The 25,719-nt window shown below is 57.0% G+C and carries 25 protein-coding genes and 7 pseudogenes; 18 read left to right on the forward strand and 14 right to left on the reverse strand.

Going from position 1 to position 25,719, the window contains the following annotated elements:
• Positions 1-10 precede the first annotated feature (10 nt).
• On the reverse strand, positions 11-1,051 hold the full coding sequence (locus N7E01_RS06000; RefSeq protein WP_289174945.1) for an aromatic ring-hydroxylating dioxygenase subunit alpha: 1,041 nt from the start codon (positions 1,049-1,051) through the stop codon (positions 11-13).
• A 242-nt stretch (positions 1,052-1,293) separates the two neighbouring features.
• On the opposite strand from N7E01_RS06000, the gene N7E01_RS06005 reads away from it, so the two are divergent.
• From N7E01_RS06005 to N7E01_RS06025, 5 genes are all read left to right on the forward strand, one after another.
• Positions 1,294-1,623 (forward strand): hypothetical protein, encoded by a 330-nt coding sequence (locus tag N7E01_RS06005; protein ID WP_289174946.1) that lies wholly within the window; start codon positions 1,294-1,296, stop codon positions 1,621-1,623.
• The gene (locus N7E01_RS06010; protein ID WP_289174947.1) at positions 1,620-2,285 is read left to right on the forward strand and encodes a tripartite tricarboxylate transporter substrate-binding protein; all 666 of its coding nucleotides are present in this window, start codon (positions 1,620-1,622) and stop codon (positions 2,283-2,285) included. The genes N7E01_RS06005 and N7E01_RS06010 overlap by 4 nt, the downstream gene beginning before the upstream one ends.
• 80 nt (positions 2,286-2,365) lie before the next feature.
• Positions 2,366-2,803, forward strand: a complete 438-nt coding sequence (locus N7E01_RS06015) for a hypothetical protein (RefSeq protein WP_289174948.1) — start codon at positions 2,366-2,368, stop codon at positions 2,801-2,803.
• Between the two features lie 104 nt (positions 2,804-2,907).
• Entirely contained in the window at positions 2,908-3,327 is a 420-nt protein-coding gene (locus tag N7E01_RS06020) for a DoxX family protein (protein ID WP_289174949.1), read from the forward strand.
• A gap of 145 nt (positions 3,328-3,472) precedes the next feature.
• Positions 3,473-5,017: an MmgE/PrpD family protein gene (locus N7E01_RS06025; protein WP_289174950.1), complete on the forward strand. Its 1,545-nt coding sequence runs from the start codon at positions 3,473-3,475 to the stop codon at positions 5,015-5,017.
• Between the two features lie 276 nt (positions 5,018-5,293).
• Here N7E01_RS06025 and N7E01_RS06030 read toward each other — a convergent pair whose 3' ends face one another.
• From N7E01_RS06030 to N7E01_RS06040, 3 genes are all read right to left on the reverse strand, one after another.
• Complete coding sequence (locus N7E01_RS06030) at positions 5,294-5,752, reverse strand: hypothetical protein (protein ID WP_289174951.1); 459 nt, start codon at positions 5,750-5,752, stop codon at positions 5,294-5,296.
• A gap of 99 nt (positions 5,753-5,851) precedes the next feature.
• Complete coding sequence (locus N7E01_RS06035; protein ID WP_289174952.1) at positions 5,852-6,484, reverse strand: porin; 633 nt, start codon at positions 6,482-6,484, stop codon at positions 5,852-5,854.
• A gap of 281 nt (positions 6,485-6,765) precedes the next feature.
• Entirely contained in the window at positions 6,766-6,948 is a 183-nt protein-coding gene (locus N7E01_RS06040) for a hypothetical protein (protein ID WP_289174953.1), read from the reverse strand.
• 383 nt (positions 6,949-7,331) lie between these two features.
• On the opposite strand from N7E01_RS06040, the pseudogene pgaB reads away from it, so the two are divergent.
• Positions 7,332-8,538: pseudogene (pgaB, locus tag N7E01_RS06045) on the forward strand (poly-beta-1,6-N-acetyl-D-glucosamine N-deacetylase PgaB).
• Positions 8,539-8,571: 33 nt separating this feature from the next.
• Here the strand turns inward: pgaB and N7E01_RS06050 are convergent.
• Both N7E01_RS06050 and N7E01_RS06055 read right to left on the reverse strand, forming a co-directional pair.
• Entirely contained in the window at positions 8,572-10,743 is a 2,172-nt protein-coding gene (locus N7E01_RS06050) for a xanthine dehydrogenase family protein molybdopterin-binding subunit (RefSeq protein WP_289174954.1), read from the reverse strand.
• A gap of 10 nt (positions 10,744-10,753) precedes the next feature.
• Positions 10,754-11,215, reverse strand: a complete 462-nt coding sequence (locus tag N7E01_RS06055; RefSeq protein WP_289174955.1) for a (2Fe-2S)-binding protein — start codon at positions 11,213-11,215, stop codon at positions 10,754-10,756.
• A 500-nt stretch (positions 11,216-11,715) separates the two neighbouring features.
• Between N7E01_RS06055 and N7E01_RS06060 the strand changes: the two genes are divergently transcribed.
• The 6 genes and pseudogenes from N7E01_RS06060 to N7E01_RS06085 all read left to right on the forward strand — a co-directional run bounded on the left by N7E01_RS06060 (position 11,716) and on the right by N7E01_RS06085 (position 16,012).
• Positions 11,716-12,666: a MerR family transcriptional regulator gene (locus N7E01_RS06060; RefSeq protein ID WP_289174956.1), complete on the forward strand. Its 951-nt coding sequence runs from the start codon at positions 11,716-11,718 to the stop codon at positions 12,664-12,666.
• Between the two features lie 92 nt (positions 12,667-12,758).
• Entirely contained in the window at positions 12,759-13,538 is a 780-nt protein-coding gene (locus N7E01_RS06065; RefSeq protein WP_350494957.1) for a fumarylacetoacetate hydrolase family protein, read from the forward strand.
• 84 nt (positions 13,539-13,622) lie between these two features.
• Positions 13,623-14,282 carry a helix-turn-helix domain-containing protein gene (locus N7E01_RS06070; RefSeq protein WP_289174957.1) on the forward strand — a complete coding sequence of 220 codons (660 nt, stop codon included), beginning with the start codon at positions 13,623-13,625 and terminating at the stop codon, positions 14,280-14,282.
• A gap of 129 nt (positions 14,283-14,411) precedes the next feature.
• Complete coding sequence (locus N7E01_RS06075) at positions 14,412-14,765, forward strand: FAD-dependent monooxygenase (protein ID WP_289174958.1); 354 nt, start codon at positions 14,412-14,414, stop codon at positions 14,763-14,765.
• Positions 14,725-15,725: pseudogene (locus N7E01_RS06080) on the forward strand (FAD-dependent monooxygenase). The gene N7E01_RS06075 and the pseudogene N7E01_RS06080 overlap by 41 nt, the downstream one beginning before the upstream one ends.
• A complete protein-coding gene (locus N7E01_RS06085; protein WP_289174959.1) occupies positions 15,632-16,012 on the forward strand; it encodes a hypothetical protein in 381 nt (126 codons plus the stop codon). Before N7E01_RS06080 ends, N7E01_RS06085 begins: the two are co-directional and overlap by 94 nt.
• A 94-nt stretch (positions 16,013-16,106) precedes the next feature.
• Here the strand turns inward: N7E01_RS06085 and N7E01_RS06090 are convergent.
• The 7 genes and pseudogenes from N7E01_RS06090 to N7E01_RS06120 form a co-directional block, all read right to left on the reverse strand.
• Positions 16,107-17,620, reverse strand: a pseudogene (locus N7E01_RS06090) (malonate--CoA ligase).
• Between the two features lie 185 nt (positions 17,621-17,805).
• Entirely contained in the window at positions 17,806-18,171 is a 366-nt protein-coding gene (locus tag N7E01_RS06095; protein ID WP_289174960.1) for a DUF5368 family protein, read from the reverse strand.
• A 10-nt stretch (positions 18,172-18,181) separates the two neighbouring features.
• Positions 18,182-18,877: an NAD(P)/FAD-dependent oxidoreductase gene (locus N7E01_RS06100; protein ID WP_289174961.1), complete on the reverse strand. Its 696-nt coding sequence runs from the start codon at positions 18,875-18,877 to the stop codon at positions 18,182-18,184.
• Between the two features lie 22 nt (positions 18,878-18,899).
• Complete coding sequence (locus N7E01_RS06105; protein WP_289174962.1) at positions 18,900-19,244, reverse strand: NAD(P)/FAD-dependent oxidoreductase; 345 nt, start codon at positions 19,242-19,244, stop codon at positions 18,900-18,902.
• Between the two features lie 5 nt (positions 19,245-19,249).
• Complete coding sequence (locus tag N7E01_RS06110; RefSeq protein ID WP_289174963.1) at positions 19,250-19,477, reverse strand: twin-arginine translocation signal domain-containing protein; 228 nt, start codon at positions 19,475-19,477, stop codon at positions 19,250-19,252.
• A gap of 84 nt (positions 19,478-19,561) precedes the next feature.
• Positions 19,562-19,750: a YgaP family membrane protein gene (locus N7E01_RS06115; RefSeq protein WP_289174964.1), complete on the reverse strand. Its 189-nt coding sequence runs from the start codon at positions 19,748-19,750 to the stop codon at positions 19,562-19,564.
• A gap of 109 nt (positions 19,751-19,859) precedes the next feature.
• Positions 19,860-20,720 (reverse strand): MBL fold metallo-hydrolase, encoded by an 861-nt coding sequence (locus N7E01_RS06120; protein WP_289174965.1) that lies wholly within the window; start codon positions 20,718-20,720, stop codon positions 19,860-19,862.
• A gap of 116 nt (positions 20,721-20,836) precedes the next feature.
• On the opposite strand from N7E01_RS06120, the gene N7E01_RS06125 reads away from it, so the two are divergent.
• From N7E01_RS06125 to N7E01_RS18545, 6 genes and pseudogenes are all read left to right on the forward strand, one after another.
• On the forward strand, positions 20,837-21,160 hold the full coding sequence (locus tag N7E01_RS06125; RefSeq protein ID WP_289174966.1) for an ArsR/SmtB family transcription factor: 324 nt from the start codon (positions 20,837-20,839) through the stop codon (positions 21,158-21,160).
• A 1-nt stretch (position 21,161) separates the two neighbouring features.
• Entirely contained in the window at positions 21,162-21,593 is a 432-nt protein-coding gene (locus N7E01_RS06130; protein WP_289174967.1) for a YeeE/YedE family protein, read from the forward strand.
• 35 nt (positions 21,594-21,628) lie between these two features.
• Positions 21,629-21,954 (forward strand): annotated as a pseudogene (locus N7E01_RS06135) (DUF6691 family protein); the annotation flags it as partial.
• Positions 21,955-22,110: 156 nt separating this feature from the next.
• A pseudogene (locus N7E01_RS18535) lies at positions 22,111-22,914 on the forward strand (SulP family inorganic anion transporter); the annotation flags it as partial.
• 148 nt (positions 22,915-23,062) lie between these two features.
• Positions 23,063-23,164 (forward strand): annotated as a pseudogene (locus tag N7E01_RS18540) (hypothetical protein); the annotation flags it as partial.
• A 48-nt stretch (positions 23,165-23,212) separates the two neighbouring features.
• Positions 23,213-23,746, forward strand: coding sequence for an STAS domain-containing protein (locus N7E01_RS18545; RefSeq protein ID WP_350495006.1), 534 nt, complete (start codon positions 23,213-23,215; stop codon positions 23,744-23,746).
• Positions 23,747-23,859: 113 nt separating this feature from the next.
• Here the strand turns inward: N7E01_RS18545 and N7E01_RS06145 are convergent.
• A pseudogene (locus N7E01_RS06145) lies at positions 23,860-25,704 on the reverse strand (phosphoenolpyruvate carboxykinase (GTP)).
• Between the last annotated feature and the right edge of the window lie 15 nt (positions 25,705-25,719).

Here is a 25,719-nt window from a genome sequence, read left to right on the forward strand (position 1 = left end):
CGTGTAAAGATTAAAGCTCTGCGTACTCGACACGAATACGGTCACGAATCTTGTTGTAATGGACCACCGGCTGATCCATGGCCAGCATGATCATTTTGCTGTCAGGCGACTGGTCGATCATTTCCTGCTGGGCTTCAATAATGGCTTTGTCTTCCAGAAACGCTTTTGCGGCAATCGAAAACGCGTGCTCTTTCAGTTCAGCCGACTTGGCCCAGGGGCCAAAGTTGAAGAAGAATTTGGAGCTGTGCTCATCGATCGGCGTGATCATTTGATTGGTGGTACGCATGAAGAAAGGCTCTTCGAGCTGGCCACCATTGTCTTTGGCACGCTCAAGCACCCCGGGCGTGTAGGTCGTGATCGTGAGGGTAAAGACACCTGGCGTGACAAAATCACTGACAACATGCTCATCGGTGGCGACATCACCCAGATAGATATGCGAGGTGCGACCCAGCTGCCAGCGTTCGGCGCGCACGCCATGCGACAGTTCGACCAGCTCGCGTTTGGCCTCGCCGGCCAGCATCAGCTTGATGGATTCGGGGTCAGCACCGGCAAAGGTACCGGCATGCACGAACGGCGCGTGCGAAAGGTCAAGCAGGTTGTCGCAGATCAGTTCAGCATTTGCGGCAATATCAAGGGTGGAACAGCCCAGTGCCCAGAACGGGTCGTCGGAACCGTGGATTTTGGGGATCAGGGACTCATCGGCGTTCTTGGGGTCACCCATCCAGACCCAGACGCAGGCATGGCGCTCTTGAACCGGGTAGCTTTTGACGCGAACAGCCGGCGAAATACGGTCTTGTCCGGGAATTTCGGTGCAGCTGCCATCAGGCGCAAATTTGATGCCGTGGTACATGCAACGGATATCGTCGCCCTCGACAACCCCTACGGAAAGTGGGGCCAGACGGTGACAGCAGCGGTCTTCAAGGGCAGCAATGCCGCCATCGGCTGTGCGATACACCACGATAGGCTCTTTGAGCATTTTGACTGCAACCGGCTTGTCTGCCGTGAAATCAGTCGACCAGCCGGCCATATACCACGCGTTGCGCAAAAACATTCGTTTCTCCTCCAATTACATGCAGGCCTTGGGACCTGAACAGAATTTGTTTGTTAACCCTAAAAGGCAGTCAGGCCAGTACTGTGCCACACCCGACCACAACGACGCATCCGTGTTTACACTAACTAGCATGTATTACAACTTTGGATTTAATATCGCCTAACAATTTTAAGACAAAACCCTGGCGCTGACGAGCATGAATTTTATTTATTGCCCGAAAGCGCCTGGCACAGGAGACATTCATGAGGTCCAAACCATGGACGGGTTCAGCCCTGGCACCCGACGCCACCGCCCCGTCGCGACGCAGGTTTCTTTTGCGCGCGGCAACGTTGGCCGTTGCCGGCGTTGGCGCGGCTCACTTGAGCGGCTTTGCCCGTACACACGACAGCATGCCGGTTTCGGCACTGACCATAAACAGTGTATTTCCGGCACCCAGCGGTCCGGGCAGGTTTGTGGCTGCCCTGGGGCAACAACTGGTCGAGACATCACCGGCAACACAATTCAGCATCAGGCAGATTCGTCCGGCTGACATCATTGACCTGGCCGGTACGCAAGATCAGCTTTTGTATTGAGCAACAACGATGTGGTCACCCCGGGATTCGGCCAGAAGTCGCCAGGCACTGAAGCCGCGTTGCGGCTGCGCCCGGTTGCACCGCTGCTGGTCAACCCGTTTTTCATTGTCGTTGGCCGGCAAAGCCGCTGGCAATCGCTTGAACAAATGGTAGCGCACGCACACGCCAACCCGGGCGCTGTTCGCTATGGGTCATGGGGACCCAAAAGCCTGGGGCGGATTTATGGCGCAAAACTGGCCAAAGCTACGGGTAGCCAGATGATGCATATTGCCTATCCGAACCTTGGCGCCCTTTATCAGGCTGTGGAAAAAGGCGAAGTGGACTGGGCTTTGGGCACCGGCATCGGGCCTGCCGCAGCAGCCTATAAAAACGGCGCAATTCGACCGATTGCCATTGCTGACAATACGCGTGACGCCACCCACGATGTGCCTACCATTGAAGAAAGCCTTGGTTTGAAAGCGCTTCACTTTCGCGCCTGGCTGGGCCTGTTTGCCAATGCCAAGGCCAGCCCGTCACACCTGTCTGATATTCAGGCCATGGTTGACCGCGCGGCATCGTCAACGCTGCGATCAACATATCCCAGCGTACCCACGGCAGCACAACTGACCCCCGATGTCTTGCAGGCACTGGTGCGGCATGAACGTTTCATTCAGCACCTTTAACCCTCGAATGAATTAACCCGTTGACCTATTAACCCTTACCCTTCAACAAAAACGAAACCACTATCTCTCAAGGAGTTTTCATGCGTCTTTTATCGATTCTTTTTGGTTTGGCGTTCATCGCCTGGACCGCAAGCAACCTGCATAACAACCCGCGCTGGACCTGGTCGCCGGGTGAAGGCGAGCTTCCGCGCGACGTCGTCGCCATGTATATGGACATGGCCTACAAGGAAGGCGACCTTGAAAAGGCTGCAAAGACGTTTCTGACACCAAAAACCAAAGACGAAGTCCCGGCTGACCAGATCTTGCCAGAGGGCAAGCCCTTCGAGCCCAAGGTTAAAAAAGTCATTGCTGAAGGCTTCAATGTGGCCGTTTGGTACACCATCGAAGGCGACCCGGCACAAAAGCAATATCTGGAAATTTTCAATATTCGCGGTGGCCGTGTAGCAACGCGTGAACGCCTGGTTCAGCCCGGCACATTGGCCGCCGCAAACCAGACAACCGCCCCTGCTACCAACTAAATCGACTTCGGAGCAACCATGAATCTGACACAACACCTGAAATTCGACGCCCGCACCATCGGTGCCCTGATCATCTCTTTCCTGCGACTGTACCTGGGGCCTGGATGATTGTCAGTGGCTCAAGCTACTGGCTGCACGAACTGGGTTATCAGCCGATTTTCCCTCAACCTTTCGGCACGTTGCCTGACTCGAACAAAATGCTGATCACATTTGTTGAAATCGGCCTGTTCGATATTGTGAAGACCCTGGAAATCATTGGCGGCCTGATGCTGGTCTGCAAGATTTTTGTACCGCTGGGCGTGGTGATTCTGTTCCCGATCAGCGCCATGGTGTTCTACAACGCCGTATTCCTGAACCAGCGTTACGACGGCATCCTGAGCGTAACCTACATGGGCACGGCCTGCCTTTACATGAACGTTGTCCTGCTGCTGGCCTACATCAGGTATTACCTGCCCATGCTGAAGTTCGATGCCGAAATGGGCAGCTTGTCTGATTTCAAACGCATTCCTGAAATTTTCAAATAATTCCCCAACCACTCAGACAAGAAATATCAAATCCACACGGTTTTAAGTGCTTCCCCAGACTTTGGCCCGCCAACCGGCTCCAACCGGCGCGGGCCGTTTTTTTGGTTGCCATGATTAAAAACTTTTTCACCACGGAGACAACACCATGAAAGAACTGAAAATTTCTCGTCGCGGCTTCGCCCAGACTTCGTTGGCCGCTATCGCTGCCATGTATGCTGGACGTAGCGTACAGGCCCAGGAAAGCCAATCCGCCAAAGAGCCCGCAAACGACCGCCCTGCCCCCAGAAAAGACGCTTCGACAGATGCGATTGTCGATATCGTGAATTTTTGCCTCGAAACAACCTACGACCGCTTGCCGGCCAATGTCATCGCCATCACGAAACAACAGGTTCTGGATACACTGGGAGTTTCATTGGCAGGCCAGAACGCCGAAGGGGTCACGCAGTTACGTGAATTCACGCTGCACAACGGTGGTCGCCCGGACAGCCACGTCTGGGGAACCCGGACCCGGGTTCCCGCCCATGAAGCAGCACGTATCAATGGCACCATGGCACACGCCCTTGATTACGATGACACGCACGAAAAATCTTACGTGCACCCCGCTGTCATCACTGTTCCCGCCGTCCTGGCAATTGCAGAACAGGTTCCAGGCGTAACAGGTAAAGACATCATCGTCGCCATTGTGCTGGGCACCGACATCAGCTGCCGCCTTGCCCTGGCGGGTCAACCCGGCGTGAATCCGTTCAAGATCGGCTGGCACAACACGACCACCTATGGCTACATTGCATCAGCGCTTGCTGCAGGCAAACTGCTAGGGCTAACGAAAGACCAGATGATCAACGCCGCCGGGATTGCCTATCATCAGGCGGCAGGTAATGCGCAGGCACATATTGACAGCGCACTGACAAAACGAATGGGACCCGGCTTTGCCTGCAGCGCCGGCGTTCTTGCGGCCCAAATGGCACGCCATGGCATCACCGGTGCGCGCGGCGTTCTGGAAGGGCCGCTAGGGCTTTATTACCAGTACCACAAGGGTCACTACAACCGTGAGGCTTTGGTAGGCAGTCTTGGCAAGCAGTTTGCAACCACCGACCTTTCCTTCAAGCCGTATCCCTCATGCCGGGGCAGCCACACTGCGGTTGACGCGGCACTGGCTGTAACACGCAACCCGCAGTTTTCGATCAACGATGTCAAGTCCATCACCATTTACAACGGCCCGGCAGAATACAAACTTCTGGGAGATCCCGTCGCAACCAAACGCGCACCCAAGACCAACGTGCAGGCGCAGTTCAGCAACCCCTGGGTTGTAGCCACCATCCTGAACAACGGCCAGATCACGCTGGACGACTTCACACCGGCCGCATTGCAAAACAAGACCATTCTGGCGCTCACACAGAAAGTGAATACGGCACTGGATGACACCATGGTGACCAAGGGCGGCGGTGTTGGCCCGACACGCGTGGTTGTTGAACTCAACAACGGACGACAGCTGACTGAAACAGCGATGACGGCAAAGGGCGAACCCAATCAACCCTTGACGCCCGCAGAGTTCGAGCAGAAGTTCAAGGATTGCGCTGCATCAGCAGGTCTGAACTCCGCGCAAATTGCGTCGATCATTAAAGATATCGAAGGCCTTGAACACATGACTCAAGCCTCGAGACTGTGCGAGCAGCTGGTCAAATCGGCCTGAAATCAAACAGGCCCCTTTGCATGCCTTGCAGCAGCCAAAGGGGCTTGTTTCTGGACTCAAGACATCAGCGGCTGGAGTTTTCTCTTTCAGCATGAAGGCCAGTGTAATCAGACCTGAAAATACCGGCGGGCCCCAATCGTACATGCGCAGCGGGCGAGCGCCCATGGACGTTGAAAACCCAATGACGATCAGCGTCCATATCACGACGACCGCAGCGAGAATAAAGATATGCTTGTTCTGGATTTTGGTGCTCATGGCATGCTCCGGATGATTGAATCAGCGATAGTCTGCACGATCTTTGAACCCTTCCCACAAGAAGTAAGGTGCAGCCTTGGCGCGCAGGTAGTTCACGTAATAGCCCCCATAGGCCAGCAACAGGCTGCCGTTCAGCAACAGCTCTTGCGTACCCGTAAACTTTTGACGTGGTGCCGGTGAAACGATAAGGTTTAGATACGCAATCTGAACCGTGATTCCGCCCATGATGATCAGGGCCAGCGGCACAAAACGGTTGAACAACAGCATGGCACCCAGAATGACTTCCAGGTACTTTACGAAAGGGTAAAACCCGATATTCGTCATTTCAAGCAAATACGGACCCACTGCACCAGCCTTGCTGAAGTCGGGGATGAAATCAAAAATCACGTAATAAAGACCTGACTTCAGATAATGAAAGGCGAAGTAAAGCCTTAACCACATCACCAGAAACTTCCAGGGTGAATCTCCTGCACTGATCATGAATGCCTCCCGGGCGTTGTTCGCACACTTGAATGTGCTTTTTTAGCAAGCAAAACGCCCCGGCATCAGCAGGCAACGGGGCGTGTTCTCTTTAGCAACTCACGCAGCCATCAGAAACGATGCTGCATACCAATACCGAAAGCGCTTACACGCTCGCCTTTGGCTTGCGGGGCAGGCAAGCCGCCGGGGGAAAATGGTCTGCCGTGCGTTGTTACGATTGTCCAGCTGCTTGAAATAGGTGTACAACAAGGTCCGTTTGGACAAATTGTGAACGTAACCCACGGCCCACGAGCGAATATCCCAGTCGCGTACCTCGGTTGTTGCGCCACGCGGCAAGAAAGGCACCTCGTTGCTGGCCTGACCATAGGCAAAATGCACGTGCCCTGACTTGCTGACGGGTACGCGTGCACCCAGTTGCCAGGCGCGGTCTGACCCGTCATAGCCCGCGGACTTCCTGAGCTGGTAGCTGGCAAAGACAGTGGCCCACGAGAACTTGTAGCTGACGCCCAAGGCATGTTCAGTCTGGCGCCCTGTATAAGAATCAGCGTACGTTGTACCCAGACTGCGACCAAAGGCATACGTGACGGTTAACGGGCCGTTGTCATAGTTCAGCATGGCCAAGTCGAAACTTTTGGAACGGTTCACTGCCGTCGGCGACGAGCGGAACCCATGCTGGTAGGCAAACTCGAAACCGGCAAATTTAGGTGTACGGTACTGAATGGCGTTATCCATGCGGGCGGGATCTGACAACGGGTTGTACATCCAGGGGTAGGGTTCTCTCCGGTCAGGGACCCCACCACCGAGCCCGGTGCAATGATCATCGGGTCGTACTTGCCACCAAACTCATACCCCAGCCCCTGCAAACGACCCATGATGATCTGCCCAAAATCCTTGCTGCGCAAACCCGTGTAGGCCTGACGTCCGAACAGGCGCCCCCTTGAGCCGACGTACCTGTGTTGATATTGAACCCGCTTTCAAGTACGAAGACCGCATCCAGCGTCTCACTGATCTTTTCAACGCCACGCAAGCCCCAGCGTGACCCCCAGACCACCCGAATTCATGCTGGTGATGCTGTTTTCACTGTTACGAAAATAGCTGATGTTGGCATCGGCCACACCATAAAGCGTCACCGTCATCGCTGAAGCGGCGCACGGCACCAATGCGGCAGCCGCTGTTGCAAGAATAAGCTTCTTCACTCTGTCTCCCTGAGTATTTTTTGGTACCGCACCCAATGCCGGCAACCTGTTGGAGTATTTTTCGAAAACGCACAACTCTGGCCCGCCAGTACTGCACTGCAACCAGTGCACCAGTGCACCAGTGCACCAGTGCACCAAAACTATGCATTCATAATGTTATGTTTAAATTGCTAGGCAATCAACGCTAAACAAAATGAATAAGGGAAAGCACTTAGAACCAAAAACAACGATTTGACGTCATCACAAGCGGTCTGTGGCAGCTGCGCCTTTACGCCGTAAAGCCCATTCTCAAGGCGATGCCGAACTGTAAAAATCAGGAAAAAGACTCTTCCGGCGAGCGCGTGATGATAACGAAGGCGATGATTAACCGGGTGCTGAAGACCATGACCTGGTCGCTTCTGCTGTGCGTGCCACTGTGCACAGCAGCACAACCGCCGCACATTGCCAACCCGCCAGACACTCCAACGCCAGCCGCCCTGGAACCACATCTGCGTGTCGCCCACGTGGACCTGGACTATGTCTACGACCCCGACCCCGCACAAACCCGGCGCAACGCTGACCTGCTGGTACAGCGCATCATCAACCTGGGCGTGAATACAGTTTTTACAGGCCTTTGCCGACCCGACGGGCGACGGGCTGGTACGCGCGCTGTATTTCCCGAACCAGCATTTGCCCATGCGGGCAAACCTGTTCAAACCAGTCTCCGAGCGATTGCGCAGCGAGGCCGGTGTAATTGTTTTTGCCTGGATGCCCGTGCTGGCGTTTGATCTGCAAAAAGACCTGCCCCGGGTCTTGCGCTGGCAGCCCCGGAAAAGTACCGATACCGATACCGATACCGATACCGATACCGATACCGATACCGATACCGATACCGATACTCAGCAGTATCAACGACTCTCACCTTTCGATGCAGATGCCCGCAGGGCTATTGAGAAAATCTATGAAGACCTGTCAGGACACGCCCGACTGGATGGCCTGCTGTTTCATGACGATGCGCTGCTGGGAGATTTTGAAGACGCCAGCGCAGCCGCACTGGCGGTGTATGTGGCCCATGGATTGCCGGGAACACTGACGGACCTGCACTCAGACACCCGGAATTTTCAGCGCTGGACGCGCCTGAAAACCCGTACGCTGACACAATTTACGCTACGGCTGCGCGACCGCGCCCAGACCAAGCAAACCCAACGGATACTGACAGCGCGAAATATTTATGCACGCCCGGTACTTGACCCCGAAAGCCGCGCCTGGTTCAGCCAGGACTTTGACGATTTTTTGAGCCATTACGATATTGTGGCGGTGATGGCCATGCCCCTGATGGAGGGTATCACCCCGCAAGCCTCAGCCGCCTGGATCGACACCCTGATCGACGTCGTCGCGACCCGCCCACAGGGTCTGGCCAAAACCCTGTTTGAGCTTCAAACCAAAGACTGGTCACTGCCAGACAACCCTGCCGTTCCGACGAACCTGTTCGAACAATGGCTGATACGGCTCCAGGCCAAAGGGGTAAGGCACATCGGCTACTACCCCGATGACTTTCATAAAAACGAACCCGCTCTGGAGCAGGTCAGGCCTTACCTGACCGCGCCTTGAACCGGTTACGCCCTGCTTGGGCCATGATGCAGATTATGTAATGACAGGGAAAGGCAAGCTGCGAATACGCTTGCCGGTCAGCGTGAACACCGCATTGGCAACGGCGGGTGCCACCGGCGGCAAACCAACCTCGCCCATACCGCCAGGAGGGTTATCGGTGGGCATGACCTTCACGTCGATCGGTGGCGTCTGGTTGGCTCGCAACAGCGTGTACTGATTGAAATTCCGCTGCTGCGCCTGGCCGCCCTTGTACACCAGCTTTTCGTAAAGCATGGATGAAATACCGAAAATGGCGGCACCCTCAACCTGACTGCGGATATTGCGCGGCGAGATGGCGTGACCACAGTCAACCGCCGCCCAGATCTGGTGAATATGCGGACGCCCCTCTTTCATGGACACCTCGACGACCATGCCAATGAACGTAGTCCAGGCATCCGAAAACGCCAACCCAAGTGCCCGACCATCGGTGCGCGGCTTGCCCCAACCCGACATCGCCGCAACCTCTTTCAGCACGGCTTGCGCGCGGGGATTCTTGTGGGTCAGCTCCAGGCGCAGATCAAGCGGATCTTTATTGGTGGCCTGCGCCACTTCATCAAGCACGGTTTCAATGGCGAATTTGGTATAACCCGCACCCACCGCACGCCAGAAGGACACATCGATGCCACGCTTTTCGAGGTTATGCTCGATACGCTGATCGGGAATATCGTAGATGGTATCGGCCGCCTCCATGACAGGTGCGTCTTTGTTGCCCGCACCGGCATAGGCTTTCGGGTTGACGCGCGCATAAATACCTTCCGAGACCACACGATGATGCCACCCCACCAGCTTGCCCTTGTCGTCCAGTGCCGCAACCAGATGCTGCGCCGTCAATGGGCGGCCGCGCGAACGCTGGAAATCATCTTCGCGAGTCCAGATGACATGCACCGGCACGCCCGGCATGGCTTTGGCCAACAACGCGGCCTCGATGGTGTAATCGGCCTCGACACGACGACCATAACCCCCGCCCAGAAGCGTCAGGTTGACCGTGATGTTTTCAGGTTTGAAACCGGCCACTGCCGCCAGCGTTCCCACCACAATGCTGGCCGACTGTGACGGAACCCACACCTCGATCTTGTCGCCATCGACCCGGGCCGTGCAGTTCATCGGCTCCATCGTGCACTGGGCAACGTGCTCAGTGGTGTAGGTGGCGGCAATGGTACGGGCGGCCCCCTTGACCGCGGCGGCGGCATCGCCCTGGGCATGCCAGACATCGCCGGCCTCGCCGACATTCTCGGCCTTGGTCACAAAGTCTTTGAGCACGACGTCACTGTCATACCCGCGCGAGGGCGACGAGGTCGTCCAGGTCACTTTCAGCAAATCGCGCGCTTTGCGCGCGGTGGCGAACGAATCGGCGACGACGGCCACACCAAACGGCAGTTTGACAACGTCTTTGACACCCTTGACCGCACGCGCGGCGGCATCATCAACCGCCTCGGGCTTGTCGCCCTGAACCGGGGTATACAACACCGAAGCCCAGACCATGCCGGGCATCCGGAAATCAATACCGAACTTGGCCGTACCGTTGGACTTGGCCGGCAAGTCAACCCGCGGCTGGTCAGTGCCGATGATCTTGAATTGCGACATAGGCTTGAGCATGCTTTTATCGACGGCCGGGGCCTCGACCGGACCCTTGGCTTGTGCGGCAGCCTCGCCATACGTCATTTGCCGATTGCTGGCGGCATGTTTGAGCACACTTTTCTCGGCCACAACTTCAGTTGCCGGCACACCCCAGGCCTGGGCGGCCAGGTTGACCAGCGCCAACTTGGCCTGCAGCCCGGCCAGGCGCATGACCTCGTAGTAACCGACAACGGTACGCGACGAACCGGTCACCATGCCCCCGCCAAATTTCGGATTACCAAACAGTTTGGCCACGCTGGGCGATTGCTCGACACGTACCAACGACCAGTCCAGCTCCATGTCATCGGCCAGAATGGCCGGAATTGATGTCATCGTGCCCTGCCCCATTTCAGCGGCAGGGGAATAAATCAATGTGGTGTTGTCAGGCGAAATACTGACCCACGCCACGGGGCTGAAACCTGCAGAAGTACCCGCCTGTTCGGCCGCCTGGGCCAGCGAGGCAATACCGCCACCGCCCAGCATGACACCGACCATGGCCGTGCCACTACCCACCAGAAACGAACGACGTGAAATTGATTGAATCGTCATGCGGTTCTCCTTAAGACAGGGCTTTTTGTGCGTTGACCACGGCAGCGGCAACCTGGTTATAGGTACCGCAGCGGCACAAGTTGCCCGACATTTCGTTCAGAACCTCTTCACGCGATAACGGACCTTTTGCTTTCTGGATAACGCTGGCGGCGGTCATGATCTGGCCCGACTGGCAGTAACCACACTGGGCGACCTGCTCGTCAATCCAGGCTTTCTCAAGCGCCTTGCCCTGCTCGGTTTTCATGAGCCCTTCGACCGTCGTGATGTTTTTGCCGCTGACTGCCGATACAGGCATGACGCACGAGCGCTGGGGGTCGCCATCGATATGCACGGTACAGGCACCGCACTGGGCCATACCGCAACCAAATTTGGTACCCGTCAGTTCGAAATGCTCGCGCAGCACCCACAGCAAGGGCGTATCGTCAGCCACGTCAGCCGACACGGCTGCGCCGTTAAGGTTGAAATTAACCATATGCGTTGTCTCCGTTTTAATTTGTTATGACCGTTAATACAGCCAGCCAAAACTGTCTGACAAAACACTGACATTCAGCCTACTGAACTACGGTTTCCTGACATTACATTGAACTGAACGCATTTGCAATTGGCGGTTTTCCCCGGCTTGGAAACAAAACGCGACAACCTGAGCGTTGTCCGGGAACTTTCATGACCGGGTGCAACCGCCATCGGGAACACGGATAACAGCCATCGGGGACATGCCTTGATGGCTTGAAGGTGTCTGCATTGCACGACAACCTGGAATGATGTGGGACAGCAGGAACATACCAGGCAGGACAGATACGGTTCAATTTAATGCATCCCACCCGTCTTTTACACGAACGCCTCGCTCAATTGACCCGATTCCTGTAAAAAATACTGAATTGACCCGAAATTATCTCGGACAATCCTTTTTGTATCGCATTTTTTGGCTATAATGACCAGGATTTCAACTTTATATAGGTTCACTTCCTGGTCATGACAAACAGCACTGATAAATCCAATGCCGCAACGTCCGGGTACCGTAGTGGCACCGCCGCCCGCCTGACGGGCGTCCCCGTTGAAACCCTGCGCGTCTGGGAACGTCGTTACAACGTCGTTGGCCCACGCATGAGCGAACGCGGCCAGCGCCTGTATTCCAGCGATGACATCCAGCGCCTGACCCTGATCAAGCAACTGGTCGACGCCGGCTACCCGATCGGATCAGTGGCACGCATGCCGACCGCCACGCTGCAAGACATGCGCACTGCCCCCGAGGCCCCCTCACGCCATTTCAAGGTTGGTCTGGCCGGCACGTTCATGGCCAGCCCGACAGTCATCGAAGCCCTGCGCAATGGCCCGCTTGAAGTCGTATGCCACAGCATGATGCCCCAGCAGGCCGCCGCAATCTTTGAAGATGCCCATATTGACGCCGTGATCGTCGAACTGCCCACCCTGACCGACAATACACTGGCCCTGGTCACCGGCATCCAGCAAAGCTGTGATGCCCGACAAGCCATTGTGCTGTACCGGTTTGCGCCCGGCAAAGTCATCCGCCGCCTGCGTCAGGCCGGGTTCAAGGTGGCTCGAGCCAGTTCCGACCCTCGTGAAATTGCCACCCTGTGCCAGACCCTGCTGCAAAGCCCGGTGAACCCGGACGTCACCACCCGTCTGCCAGCCAGCAATGACGCACCGGCACGGCAACGCTTTACCGATGCTGAGCTGTCGGCTTTCCTGGCTTCGGCCAACAACCCCTACTGCGAATGTCCGCGCCATCTGGTTGAACTCATTCTGAACCTCAACAGCTTCGAAGCCTACAGTGCCGAATGTGTCAGCCGCAGCCCCCAAGATGCGGCTCTTCACCGCGACCTGCAACGTACGGCAGGACACGCACGCGCCATGCTGGAAGGGGCACTGGATCGATTGGCCGATGTTGAAGGCTGGCGCTGATTATTTAAAAATTACCATTATTCGATAACTATGAAATAATAGTCGCATGAAATTACCTTCCGGTAATAGTTAAAACCTTATAAAGGATAACCATGCGACTTCTTTCTTTTGTGGGCCGAAACGGCCAATCGGGTTACGGCGCCCAAATCGATGACACCCATATTGCCAATCTGGGGGCTGTTCTGGGCCATCGCTATCCTGACCTGCGCGCGCTGCTGGGCAGCACCGGTCTGGCCGACGCCCAAGCGGCGCTGGCCATTGCTCCGGTACTATCGGTTCATGAAGTCAAGTTGCTTCCGGTTATCCCCAACCCTGACAAAATCATTTGCGTCGGCCTGAATTACGAAACTCACCGCAAAGAAACCGGTCGTCCGGTCGAACAACACCCCTCCATCTTTGTGCGCTTCGCATCCAGCCAGATTGCAGACGGGGATCCTATTCTGGTCCCCCGCGTTTCCACCGCCCTCGATTACGAAGGTGAGCTGGCATTGGTCATTGGCCGCCCCGGTCGTTACATCAAGGCTGAAAACGCCCTTGAGCACGTGGCCGGCTACGCCTGCTACAACGACGGCTCCATCCGTGACTGGCAACGTCACTCGCACCAGTTCACCCCGGGCAAGAATTTTGTAGGCACCGGCGCCTTCGGCCCCTGGATGATCACCACCGATGACATACCTGATATCGAAGCCCAAACCCTGACCACCCGCCTCAACGGCGAGGTCATGCAACAGGCCAAAATTTCTGACATGATCTTCTCGATCGGCCAGATTATCGAATACGTATCGTCCTTCACCCCGCTTGAACCCGGCGACGTCATCGCCACTGGCACCCCGGGCGGCGTCGGCTTCAAGCGTGAACCCCGGTATTCATGAAGCCCGGTGATATTTGCGAAATCGAAATCACCAAGGTTGGCTTGCTACGCAACCCGATCGCCCAAGACGCCTAAGTCGCCGCTTATGGCATCACAACACCTGAGCTCGGTCGATCGGCTGCTGTCCATTCCGCGCCTGTTCACCTGCGAGCGTCCGGTCTGGACCGTTGAAGAAGTCGCGACCGAACTGCAGTTGTCCATCAGCAGCGCCTATCGTTACTTTCAAAGTCTGCTGGCGTTCGAGTACCTTGATGAGGTGCCTGGCCAGGGCTATTGCCTGGGGCCGGCCTTCATCGCTTTCGACCGTACCATCCGGGTCACTGATCCGCTGGCGCGCATCGCGGGCCCGGTACTGGACGGTCTGGCACAAGCGCTGGACAGTGGCACCGATCTGATCCTGTGCCGGATGTACCGCAAACAGGTCATGTGCATCCATCATCAAGGCATCGGCAGCGCGGCCGGCGGCACCAGTTACGAGCGTGGCCGGCCCATGCCGATATTCAGGGGAGCGACCTCAAAAGTCATTCTGGCCCACCTGCCCTGGCGACTGCAGAAAAAAGAATACGAAAGCCACCGCAACGCAATTGCCGACGCCGGAATGGGCACCGACTGGAAGTCATTCAGCACGGGCCTGCGCGACATCCGCAAAAAGGTTATTGCGTATCGCATGGCGAAGTCGACGCCGGCCGACTTGGCATTGCCGCGCCCATCTTCAGCCCCGATGGCCAGGTCAGGCACAGCCTGAGTATTGTCGCCCCCGATGCCATCGCCCAAACAGCCATGGCCGATCGTTTGACCATGAGCGTCGTTGCCGCTGCCGCCCGCATTGCTGAACGGCTGGCCAACCCCGACTGACAGATTTCTGATACTTATCATGACCACAGAACACCTGACCCCCGTAACCATTGTCGGCGCCGGTCCGGTTGGCCTGATGCTGGCCAATCTGCTCAGCGCCTATGACATCCCCGTGATTGTCATCGAGCGCAACTCAACCACCGTTCAAGCGCCACGGGCAGTATCCATCGACGACGAGTCGCTGCGCGCCCTGCAAATTGCCGGCCTGGCCGACAGTCTGAAAGAGCGCTGTGCCATGGACTATGGCTCGGTGTATCTGGGCCCCACCCGCAACCCGTTTGCCCAGGTGTCACCGACCTCGGCCGAATACGGCCACCCTCGACGCAGCGCATTTGCCCAACCCGAACTGGAGGCGCTGCTGGCCCAGGAGTAAAGCGCTTCCCCGGGCCGAAATCCGTTTCGGGCAAGAAGTCACCGGGCTGACCCAGCGCGATGGCTACGTCACACTGGACATCCGGCGTAACGACGGCAGCACCTATCAACACAACACCCGGTTCGTGGCCGCCTGCGATGGTGGCCGCAGCCCCTTGCGCCATATGATTGGCGTCGGCATGCAGGGATACACCTACGAGAAAAAGTGGCTGATCATCGACCTGAAAGGCACGCGCGACAACTTCCGGGAAACCCGTGTCTACTGCGACCCGCGCCGTCCGGGCATCAACCTGCCCGGCCCAAACCGTACCCGTCGCTTTGAATTCATGCTGCTGGAAGGCGAAACCGACGAGCAGGTCACTGACCCCGCCTTCATCACCCAATTACTGCGCGACCACGGTCCCGACGAAGGCATCGAGATCGTGCGCAAACAGGTTTACACCTTCCACGCCCGCATGGCGACAGACTGGAAAAAAGGCAACGTCTTTTTGCTGGGCGATGCGGCCCACCTGACGCCCCCTTTGCCGGCCAGGGGCTGAACAGCGGCCTGCGCGATGCCGCCAACCTGTCATGGAAACTGGCGGCCGTCCTGAAAGGGCAAATGACACCGGCGGTACTGGACAGCTATCAGCAAGAACGCCCGGAACATGCCTGGCAACTGATTGAAATGGCCATCAAACTGGGACGCATCATGATGCCGCAGACCCTGTTCAAGGCCCGCTTGCTTGAGCGTTTCTTCAAAACCCTGCAACTGATACCGCCCGCGCATGAATACATCACGCAAATGCGCTACAAACCCAAGCCCCGGTTTTCAAAAGGATTCTTTGTGCGCGACGGCGCCGACCTGAAAAAACACGAGTGGGCCGCATGCTGCCCCAACCCCAGGTTGAAACCGAACACGATCGCACGCTGCACCGGCTGGACGACATTCTGGGCCACGGCTTTGCGCTCATTGCCCTGACCCCCGAGCCCGAAAAGGCCTTCCAGGGCCTGCCTGAACTGCCCTTCGAGAAATCACTCGGGTTAAAACGCATCTGCATTACACCGCGGTACTACAACGCCTTCCCGGCAGCGCCTGATGCCAGCATCACGGTGCGCGACGTTGCGGGCGATTTTGAAAAGCACACGCAGGCCACCGATGTCTGGCTGCTGGTTCGCCCCGACCGCTACGTCATGGCCTGCATACCACGCAACAGCCCCCAGGCCACGATTGCAGAACTGAACCGCCTGCTGGGGATGGACAGCTGAATGCATGAATGCATGCAAGCCGCCCCTTTCAGTACTTAGGGACAGCCTCCTTCAATAGGGGGCTGTCTTGTCATAACCAAAGGGCCTGCGCCGATCAGACACCTTTGTACTGATCACGCAGCACGTTTTTTGCACTTTACCCATGGTATTGCGCGGCAGTTCAGGCACAACATGCACTTTTTTGGCACCTTGAAATTAGCAATACTGCTTTTCAGGGCGGCCTGAATCTGCACGGCATCCAGCGCCACCCCTTGCCGGGGCACCACGATGGCCACTACCGCCTCGCCAAAATCAGCGTGCGGCACACCCACCACGGCCGATTCGGCCACACCGGGCATGTCATCGATCAAGGTTTCGATTTCCTTGGGGTAAATATTGAAGCCTCCGGAAATGATCAGATCTTTGCTGCGCCCCACAATCACCAGGTAACCCTGCTCATTCCAGCGCCCCATGTCGCCCGTACGAAACCAGCCATCGGGTGTAAATTCTTCTTTGGTCTTTTCAGGCATGCGCCAGTAACCCGAAAACACGTTGTCACCCCTGACCTGGATATGGCCGATTTCACCGTCAGGCAGGGGCTGCAGGTTGTCGTCCACCACACGCACCGACACCCCCGGCAGTGGACGGCCCACCGTTCCCCCACGCGTGGCCCGTCTATGGGCCGGTAGGGATTCGAGGTGAGCATTACGGTTTCACTCATGCCATAACGCTCAAGAATGGTGTGGCCGCTGCGCACCGGAATGACTCGAACGTATCGGTCAGCAACGGTGCCGAGCCGGACACGAACAAACGCATGCGGGCGCACAGATCATGATTGAAACGCGCGTCGGATAACAGCCGTACATAGAACGTGGGCACACCCATCATGACCGTACTTTCCGGCAGATAATGAAGGGCCTGCTCGAGGTCAAATTTGGGCAACCAGATCATGCGGGCACCCGCCAGCAACGCCCCGTGCGCCGCCACAAATAAACCGTGCACATGAAAAATGGGCAGCATGTGCAGCAATACATCATCACTGCGCCACCCCCAGTACGTATGCAGCACCTGAGCGTTGGACACCATGTTCTTGTGCGACAGCATCGCCCCCTTGCTGCGTCCGGTCGTACCCGACGTGTACAGAATGACCGCAAGGTCATCCGGCGCGCAGGCAACGGTCTGGAAAGCCGGTTCAAAGCCACTGACCGCGTCGATCAGGGTGCCCGACCCATCCTCTTCCAGGGTGACCACCCGACTACCCGGGTTGCGCTGGGCCAAGGGCTCAACCCAGTCTTTGTTCGCCCCCGAACACACCACCACCGCAGGCTCGGCATCGCCCAGGAAATAGGCGATCTCGCTTTCACGATAGGCCGTGTTCAATGGCAAATACACCAGACCGGCGCGCAAGGTGCCCAGATACAGCATCAGGGCTTCGGGCGACTTTTCAACCTGAACCGCCACACGTGACCCAACCGGCAGCCGCAACGAGGCCAGCCATGCGGCCACGCGCCCTGAACCGGCATCAATATCGTGAAAGGTGTAATTGCGCTGTGGCGTTTGAATGGCCACAGCATCAAGGCGGGCAGAAAACCCGGTATGCAGCACGCTGTACAGATTGGTGTCGGACACGACGCGACCTTTGATAAATTGGCAAGCGCAACAAAGTATCAAAAGACCGCGCGTGCGGCAACCTGCAACCGCGAAATGCGAGACCCTGGTCGGCAATGCCGGGCAAGGCCAACACCCTGCCCGCCGCTCAGGAACCCGGTTTACGCGCCAGAAACTGAACCACAGCGCCTTGCCCGGTGTGTAGCTTACGCCTTGATCTGTTTGCTGGCACGCTTGCGCGCCATGACAGAAAACACCAGAGCGAACACCCCCAGACCAATCGCCAGTGCCATGGCAATGACCAGCAGATAGTCGATGACACCACCCAGCGCTGAAATACTGGCTTCGGTGCTGGAAGGCACCCACCACGCAGCCAGCACGGTTGCGATCAGGCCAACCACCAGTGCCCCGAACAGCGGCCCACCGGCCGACAGGCCACGATGGCGCAGCCGGCGAAAACCACTGACTACGCCATACAGCAACACCAGCGCGACCACAACCAAAGGCCAGAACCATGCCCCGAACATTTCGGTAGCAATATAAAAAACTGAAAGCGGATTGAAGTCACTCATTCAAGTCTCCTCAGGCACGGCCGAACAGCATGGCACGATAGGTACCCAGCAAGGCTTTTTCATCAATAAGCCAGGACACCCAAAGCTCTTCAAGCGGGTCGATGAACGGAAATGACGGTACCAGCTTGCCGTCGTAATCAAATTCGATCAGCATGGCTTTGCCATAACGCGTGATCATGGGGCACGACGTGTAGCCGTTATACACCGCCGTCGATGTTTTCCCGGCAATGTCGGCCACAATATGGTCAACCACGACCGGCACTTGCCATTTGACACTGGCAGCGGTTTTTCCCCGTGGCACACCGGCGATGTCGCCTACCGCAAACACATTGGGAAAGCGCGGATGACGCAAACTGGCCTTATCGGCCTCGACCCAGGCGTCGGCAGCGAAAACACCCGACTGCCAGGGCAGCGAACTGTTGCGAACCGCATCAGGCGCACACATGGGCGGAATAACGTGTATGAAGTCGTAGTCTTGCCAGACCTCGCCCTCAGGGGTTTTGTAGCGTGCCGCCTTGCGGTCGGCATCGATACCGGTCAGGACATGATCGAAATTGACGTTGACATTACGTTCGGCAAACAAGGTCTTGACCTTGGCATCAACCGGCACCACGGAAAACACCGTTTTATTGTGAGCGTTATACACCACATTGATCGCCTCGCGACGGCCTTTGATGCGTGCCTTGTCGTCGGTGATGAATGTCATTTTCAGGGGGCACCCGCACACTTCATTTCGGTGGAAGGGCGACCAAACAACCCGGTGCCCCCGTTTCAATGAACGTATCAATGGCGCGTGCCGTGGCTTCGGCGGCCTGTGGGCCCGCATAGACGCAACCAATGCCCTTCTGGCCTACCAGACTGGCATCCATGCCTTCAATGGCCGAAAAATCAAGTTTCAGACCGGTGGCCACAACCAGATAGTCGTACTGGATTGACTTGCCATCAGCGGTAACAACGGTGTTGGCTTCAGGATTGAATTCAGCCACGGCTTGCTGAACCCACTCGACCCCGGACGGGACATAACGGGCGTTTTCATCAATGACTTTCCCGCCCGGCCACAACCCCGCCCCCACCAGGGTCAGCCCTGGCTGAAAGACGTGCTCTTTTTTGCATCAACCAGAATGACCTGCGCGTTATCAAGCGCACGCGACAGACGCGACGCCATATTTAGACCCGCCGCACCGGCACCCGCCACGACAATACGTACACGCTTGCCGTTCTGGGCCGCTGCCGGCACCGGATTAAGGGCTGTTGCACCCATGGCTGCCAATGCGGCGGCAGACCCCAGAAAATGTCGCCTTCTCATACCCGCTCCTGACTTGTCATACCTACTGCTGGAAAGAGATGAACACCCGGCGCGCCCCTTGGCAAGCCGGGTGCAGAACATCGGCTATTTTTTTATGGAGCAACTTGAAAAGCCGATCAGCTTGTACGCCGGACATGAACCCAGCAAACCGGTTGCCAACGGCAGAACACCAATCCAGCCCCAGGCGCCAATGGTGCCCATCAGTGTCGCCACAATCAGGGCGACCCCCACAATAATGCGCAATGCGCGATCAATACCACCAACGTTTCTCATAGCAATCCCCTTTTTCACGAAGGCTAACCACTGCAAAACAAGAGCTGCAAACACCCACCGGGACAACAACGCCCAAACAGAGCAACCACAACCCCCTGACAAAAACCCTTTACAACATATTGACCGGTATCTTGAGGTAACTGACCCCGTTATCTTCGGCAGGTGGCATCTGACCCGCGCGGATATTGACCTGAACTGACGGCAAAATGAGCGTTGGCATTTCGAGCGTGGCGTCACGCCGGGTGCGCATGGCCACAAAGTCCTCTTCCGAGACACCGTCATGAATATGGATATTGTGCGCCTTCTGTTCACCTACCGTTGTTTCAAAACGGACATCCCGGCCTTCTGGCGGGTAATCGTGGCACATGAACATACGCGTTTCGGGCGGCAAGCTGAGCAATTTGCGCACGGACCGATATAACGCGTGCGCATCCCCACCCGGGAAGTCGCAGCGGGCCGTACCAACATCAGGCATGAACAGCGTATCGCCCACGAATACCGCATCACCGACCTTGTAAGCCATACATGCGGGCGTATGACCAGGTACGTACATGGCCTCGGCCGTCAAGTTACCGATCGGGAACGGAACGCCTTCCTGGATCAGGTAATCGAACTGGCTGCCATCAAGCTGAAACTCGGGTTCAAGGTTGAAAATTTTCTTGAATACGCCCTGCACAGCCGTGATATTGGCACCAATGGCAATTTGACCGCCGACATGCTTGCGCAAATACGGCGCGGCCGAGATGTGGTCGGCATGGGCATGGGTTTCAAGAATCCATTGCACCGTGAGATTTTCGGACTTGACGAAGTCAATCACGCGGTCGGCCGAACCTGTTTTGGTGCGACCGGATTTCGGGTCGTAATCAAGCACAGAATCAATGATTGCGCACGCTGAGCCCGGCTTTTCGTAAACCACATAGGTGACCGTCCAGGTGGACGGATCGAAGAATCCTTTGACAAGGGGTTTCATAAAGCACCTTTAGCGAAGTAATATCTGCACGCAAACATTATATTGATTTATATAATATGTGTAAATATAATATATACACGTTCAACCTTTAATGGTTTGACAACCATCAATACATCATGACTGAGGCCCTAATCGATTTAAACGCCATGCGCACTGCAGCCAACGAAGCCTGCAGGGTCATGAAATCCCTGTCCAACCCCGACCGCTTGCTGTTGCTGTGCCAGCTTGCCGAAGGCGAAAAATGCGTCAGTGATCTTGAGACGCTGGTAGGTATCGGCCAACCCACCCTGTCTCAACAACTGGGGGTGCTGCGCACCGAAGGCCTGGTCAGCACCCGACGCGACGGCAAGAAAATTTTCTACCAGATTTCCAGCCCGCAAACACTGGCGGTCATGGAAGTTCTTTACCAACAATTCTGTCCCACTGCCACGGAGTACTGACATGACCATTGACTGGGCCAACTTCACCCCTTGGGCCGCGTTGTCGGGCGGCGTTCTTATCGGCCTTGCCGCTGCCTTGTTTATCTTGTTTTTCGGGCGCGTGCTGGGCGTCAGCGGCATTGTCAGCGGGCTGCTGAAACCCGTTTCCGGTGATACCGGCTGGCGCATTGCCTTTGTGCTGGGCATTTTTGCCGCGCCCTGGGTCTGGTTGCTGTTTTCCGAACCCGTCAATGTCACGATTGATGCCGGAACCGGCACACTGATCATCGCAGGGCTGCTGGTAGGCCTGGGTACACGTTACGGCTCGGGCTGTACCAGCGGGCACGGCGTGTGCGGGCTGTCGCGGTTGTCGCCGCGGTCTTTGGTGGCCACGCTCGGTTTCATGGCTACCGGCTTCATCACGGTTTACATCGTTCGTCACCTTGTCGGCTAACCTGGGGTACCCTCATGCAACGCATTTTTGAATTTATGATTGGTCTTGTATTTGGCCTGGGCCTGATTCTTTCCGGCATGAGCAACCCGGGCAAAGTACTGGGGTTTCTTGATCTTGCCGGCAACTGGGATCCGTCCCTGGCCTTCGTCATGGGCGGGGCCATCCTGGTCGGACTGATCGCTTTCCAGGTCGCCCGAAAACGTACGCAAACGTTCCTGGGCGGAGCCCTGAAACTGCCCAACCGCACTGACATTGACAAACGCCTTGTGCTGGGTAGCCTGACGTTTGGCGTCGGCTGGGGACTGGCCGGCTTTTGCCCGGGTCCGGCACTGGTTTCCTGGGCTCGGGCCAGATCAAAGGGCTGATTTTTGTGGCCGCCATGGTCGCAGGCATGGGCATTTACGAACTCCTCAATCGCAAAACGAGTTAAATCATGATGTTTGTGCCAGACTGGGTCAAAACATACCGTCGCGATCTGCTGCCCGGTGACATCACCGCCAGCCTGATCGTCACTGTCATGCTGATTCCTCAAAGTCTGGCCTATGCCATGCTGGCCGGCCTGCCGCCAGAAATCGGCCTGTACGCCAGCGTACTGCCCCTGGTGGCCTACGCTTTGCTGGGCACCAGCATGACGCTGGCCGTCGGGCCGGTGGCGGTGGCCTCACTCATGACAGCCAGCGCGCTGGCGCCCATGGCCGTACCCGGCAGCCCAGAATACATCGCCCTGGCCATCACCCTGTCCATGCTGTCCGGCATCATGCTGCTGGTATTTGGCGTATTGCGCCTTGGCTTTCTGGCGTACTTTCTCAGCCACCCGGTCATCAGCGGCTTCATCTCGGGTTCGGCCATACTCATCACCATCAGCCAGCTCAAGCATATTTTTGGTGTCCAGGCCACATCCGGCAACGTTCTCGCAACTGTCTACGATATTGCCGTCGCACTGCCCAACGCCAATACCGCCACAACCCTGATCGGGATCACGACATTGGCTTTTCTGCTGTTTGCCCGCAAGGTTTTGGGCCGGTTGCTGCAAAAAGCCGGCATCCCGTCCGATGCAGCCGCCCTGCTGGGTCGACTGGCTCCGATGGTCGCCGTCATCCTTTCCATTTTCGTTGTCAGCCGGCTTGACCTGGCCAACACCGCAAATGTCAGTATTGTCGGCGCCGTGCCACATGGCCTGCCGGCCTTGAAACTCGTTATCCCCAGTCACAACGACCTGGCCAGTTTATGGTTACCCGCCCTGCTCATTTCCCTGGTCGGCTTTGTGGAAAGTGTTTCGGTCGCGCAGTCGCTGGCCCTCAAGCGCCAGCAAAAGATCAACCCTGACCGCGAGTTGCTCGGGCTGGGTGCCGCCAACGTGGCCAGTGCCATTTCAGGGGGTACCCGGTCACCGGAGGCTTTGCCCGCTCGGTGGTCAACTTTTCGGCCGGGGCCAATACCCCTTGGCGGGCGTGCTTTCTGCCGTGCTAATGGCCATTGTTATTGCCAGCCTGACCGGGCTGTTCTACAACTTGCCCCAAGCCGTGCTGTCGGCCACCATCATCGTAGCTGTCACCTCCCTGATCGACGTCAAAACCATCAAGGAAACCTGGCACTACGACCGCGCCGATGCCCTGTCATTGCTGGCAACACTGGTTGGCGTTGTGGTTCTGGGGGTTGAGGCCGGTGTCATTCTGGGGGTTGCACTGTCACTGGCGGCGCTGGTGTGGCGCAGCAGCCACCCGCACATTGCGATTGTCGGCCGGGTACCGGGCACAGAACATTTTCGCAACATCAAGCGGCACAACGTAGATACCCTACCCAACCTGCTGGCGCTGCGTGTTGATGAAAGCCTGTTTTTTGCCAATGCAGCCCTGGTTCAGGGCAAAATCGAAAGTCTGGTCGCAACGGACGCCAACGTCAAATTTGTTTTGCTGCTGTGCCCCGCCGTCAACCAGATCGACTCCACGGCACTGGAAGCCTTGACGCAGCTGCAGTCAAGCCTGGATGCCAAAGGCATTACGTTCATGCTGGCTGAAGTCAAAGGCCCGGTTATGGACCGCCTGCAACCCACAGAACTGGGCCACAAACTGGAAGGCCTGATCTTTTTAAGCGCACACGATGCGTTCAGTTATGTAAAGCAGCACTCTGCAACAGCCCTTGAACGCACCTGAGATCCTCGACTGAACCATGGTGTACAAAAAGTGGCCAGCGCACCCGGTATGTCGCCCACCATTGCCCGGACCAGCATGGCCGGCTACTGCGACAGCCGGCCCCTGAGCCCCACTTAGGCCTGCAAACGCGACTTCAGCTGGCTGTGGTGGCGAGGCAAAGCCTCGGGCAGACGATGGCTGAGCTTGTCGAACAGCTCGGCGTGCAGCTCGAGCTCTTTTTCCCAGGCACTGGGCATTGATCGCCGTAATACGGTCGAACAACTCGGCACCGAACTCCAGACCGTCCCAGGTCAAGTCTTCGTAGCGCGGGGTGATGCCCAACAGGTGCTCCTGACCCTGGGCCTGGCCTTCAAGACGCTCGAGCATCCACTTGAGTACGCGCATGTTCTCGCCAAAACCCGGCCAGATGAACTTACCGTTGTCATCGGTCTGGAACCAGTTGACGCAGAAAAAGCGGGGCAAGGTTGCATTGGCTTTTTCAAGGCGCTCGCCCATGTTGATCCAGTGCTGGAAATATTCGCTCATGTTGTAGCCGCAGAACGGCAGCATGGCGAACGGATCGCGACGCACAATGCCCTGCTGGCCCACAGCCGCCGCCGTGGTTTCAGAGCCCAATGTTGCCGCCATATAGACCCCTTCAACCCAGCTGCGCGCTTCGGTAACCAGAGGCACCGTGTCGGAACGACGGCCACCGAAAATGAAAGCATCAATGGGCACACCAGCGGGGTTGTCCCATTCAGGATCAATGACCGGGTTTTGCTCGGCAGCAACGGTGAAGCGGGCGTTGGGGTGCGCTGCCTTGCGACCGCAATCGGGGTCCAGTCGTTCCCTTGCCAGTCAACCAGGTGCGCCGGGGCGGGGCCCATGCCTTCCCACCAGACATCCCCATCATCCGTCAGGGCTACGTTGGTGAAAATGACATTTTCACGCAGCGACGCCATGCAGTTGTAGTTGGTTTTTTCATTGGTACCCGGTGCCACGCCAAAGTAGCCGGCCTCGGGGTTGATGGCATACAAACGGCCGTCTGCACCAGGCTTGATCCAGGCAATGTCATCACCAATAGTGGTGATTTTCCAACCGGGCAGCGATGCGGGCGGAATAAGCATGGCAAAGTTGGTTTTGCCGCAAGCCGACGGGAATGCCGCGGCCACGTGCATTTTCTTGCCTTCCGGTGACGTCACGCCCAGAATCAGCATGTGCTCGGCCAGCCAGCCCTGGTCATTGCCCATGGCTGATGCAATGCGCAGCGCCAGACACTTCTTGCCCAAAAGCGCGTTACCGCCATAGCCCGAACCAAACGACCAGATTTCACGGGTTTCAGGGTAATGAACAATGTACTTGGTGCTGTTGCAAGGCCAGGACACGTCGGCCTGACCCGGTTGCAACGGCATGCCAACGGTATGTACGCACGGCACGAACTCACCATCGGTACCCAGCACGTCATACACTTTGCGGCCCATGCGGGTCATGATGCGCATATTCACCACAACGTAGGGCGAGTCTGACAGTTCGACACCAATTTGCGCAATGGGCGAACCCAGCGGGCCCATTGAAAACGGAATGACATACAGCGTACGACCACGCATGCAACCTTCGAACAGGCCGTTCAGCGTTTCACGCATTTGCGCCGGGGCCATCCAGTTATTGGTAGGGCCGGCATCTTCTTCTTTTTCGGAACAGATGAAAGTACGGTCTTCAACGCGGGCAACGTCGGAAGGATCAGACCACGCCAGATAGGAATTGGGGCGCTTTTCAGCGTTCAGCCGACGCAACGTACCACTTTCAACCATCAGGTTGCACAAACGGTCGTACTCTTCCTGCGAGCCATCGCACCACTCGATGCGTTCGGGTTGGGTCAGGGCTGCAATTTGCGCGACCCAGGCCTTCAGACCTTCGTGGCGCACCCATTCGGGGGCATTGACAGCGGTTGCTTGGGTGCCGTTTGTAGCAGCGTTCATAAGCCAGTATCTCCT

This window comes from Neopusillimonas aromaticivorans (assembly GCF_030344915.1).
GTDB lineage: Bacteria > Pseudomonadota > Gammaproteobacteria > Burkholderiales > Burkholderiaceae_B > Neopusillimonas > Neopusillimonas aromaticivorans.

What these genes read in the sequence shown, in the direction of transcription:
- N7E01_RS06000 (WP_289174945.1), bottom strand. Translation starts at nt 1,051, where the DNA reads ATGTTTTTGCGCAACGCGTGGTATATGGCCGGCTGGTCGACTGATTTC.
- N7E01_RS06005 (WP_289174946.1), top strand. Translation starts at nt 1,294, where the DNA reads ATGAGGTCCAAACCATGGACGGGTTCAGCCCTGGCACCCGACGCCACC.
- N7E01_RS06015 (WP_289174948.1), top strand. Translation starts at nt 2,366, where the DNA reads ATGCGTCTTTTATCGATTCTTTTTGGTTTGGCGTTCATCGCCTGGACC.
- N7E01_RS06020 (WP_289174949.1), top strand. Translation starts at nt 2,908, where the DNA reads ATGATTGTCAGTGGCTCAAGCTACTGGCTGCACGAACTGGGTTATCAG.
- N7E01_RS06025 (WP_289174950.1), top strand. Translation starts at nt 3,473, where the DNA reads ATGAAAGAACTGAAAATTTCTCGTCGCGGCTTCGCCCAGACTTCGTTG.
- N7E01_RS06030 (WP_289174951.1), bottom strand. Translation starts at nt 5,752, where the DNA reads ATGATCAGTGCAGGAGATTCACCCTGGAAGTTTCTGGTGATGTGGTTA.
- N7E01_RS06035 (WP_289174952.1), bottom strand. Translation starts at nt 6,484, where the DNA reads ATGGATAACGCCATTCAGTACCGTACACCTAAATTTGCCGGTTTCGAG.
- N7E01_RS06050 (WP_289174954.1), bottom strand. Translation starts at nt 10,743, where the DNA reads ATGACGATTCAATCAATTTCACGTCGTTCGTTTCTGGTGGGTAGTGGC.
- N7E01_RS06055 (WP_289174955.1), bottom strand. Translation starts at nt 11,215, where the DNA reads ATGGTTAATTTCAACCTTAACGGCGCAGCCGTGTCGGCTGACGTGGCT.
- N7E01_RS06060 (WP_289174956.1), top strand. Translation starts at nt 11,716, where the DNA reads ATGACAAACAGCACTGATAAATCCAATGCCGCAACGTCCGGGTACCGT.
- N7E01_RS06065 (WP_350494957.1), top strand. Translation starts at nt 12,759, where the DNA reads ATGCGACTTCTTTCTTTTGTGGGCCGAAACGGCCAATCGGGTTACGGC.
- N7E01_RS06070 (WP_289174957.1), top strand. Translation starts at nt 13,623, where the DNA reads ATGGCATCACAACACCTGAGCTCGGTCGATCGGCTGCTGTCCATTCCG.
- N7E01_RS06075 (WP_289174958.1), top strand. Translation starts at nt 14,412, where the DNA reads ATGACCACAGAACACCTGACCCCCGTAACCATTGTCGGCGCCGGTCCG.
- N7E01_RS06085 (WP_289174959.1), top strand. Translation starts at nt 15,632, where the DNA reads ATGCTGCCCCAACCCCAGGTTGAAACCGAACACGATCGCACGCTGCAC.
- N7E01_RS06095 (WP_289174960.1), bottom strand. Translation starts at nt 18,171, where the DNA reads ATGAGTGACTTCAATCCGCTTTCAGTTTTTTATATTGCTACCGAAATG.
- N7E01_RS06100 (WP_289174961.1), bottom strand. Translation starts at nt 18,877, where the DNA reads ATGACATTCATCACCGACGACAAGGCACGCATCAAAGGCCGTCGCGAG.
- N7E01_RS06110 (WP_289174963.1), bottom strand. Translation starts at nt 19,477, where the DNA reads ATGAGAAGGCGACATTTTCTGGGGTCTGCCGCCGCATTGGCAGCCATG.
- N7E01_RS06115 (WP_289174964.1), bottom strand. Translation starts at nt 19,750, where the DNA reads ATGAGAAACGTTGGTGGTATTGATCGCGCATTGCGCATTATTGTGGGG.
- N7E01_RS06120 (WP_289174965.1), bottom strand. Translation starts at nt 20,720, where the DNA reads ATGAAACCCCTTGTCAAAGGATTCTTCGATCCGTCCACCTGGACGGTC.
- N7E01_RS06125 (WP_289174966.1), top strand. Translation starts at nt 20,837, where the DNA reads ATGACTGAGGCCCTAATCGATTTAAACGCCATGCGCACTGCAGCCAAC.
- N7E01_RS06130 (WP_289174967.1), top strand. Translation starts at nt 21,162, where the DNA reads ATGACCATTGACTGGGCCAACTTCACCCCTTGGGCCGCGTTGTCGGGC.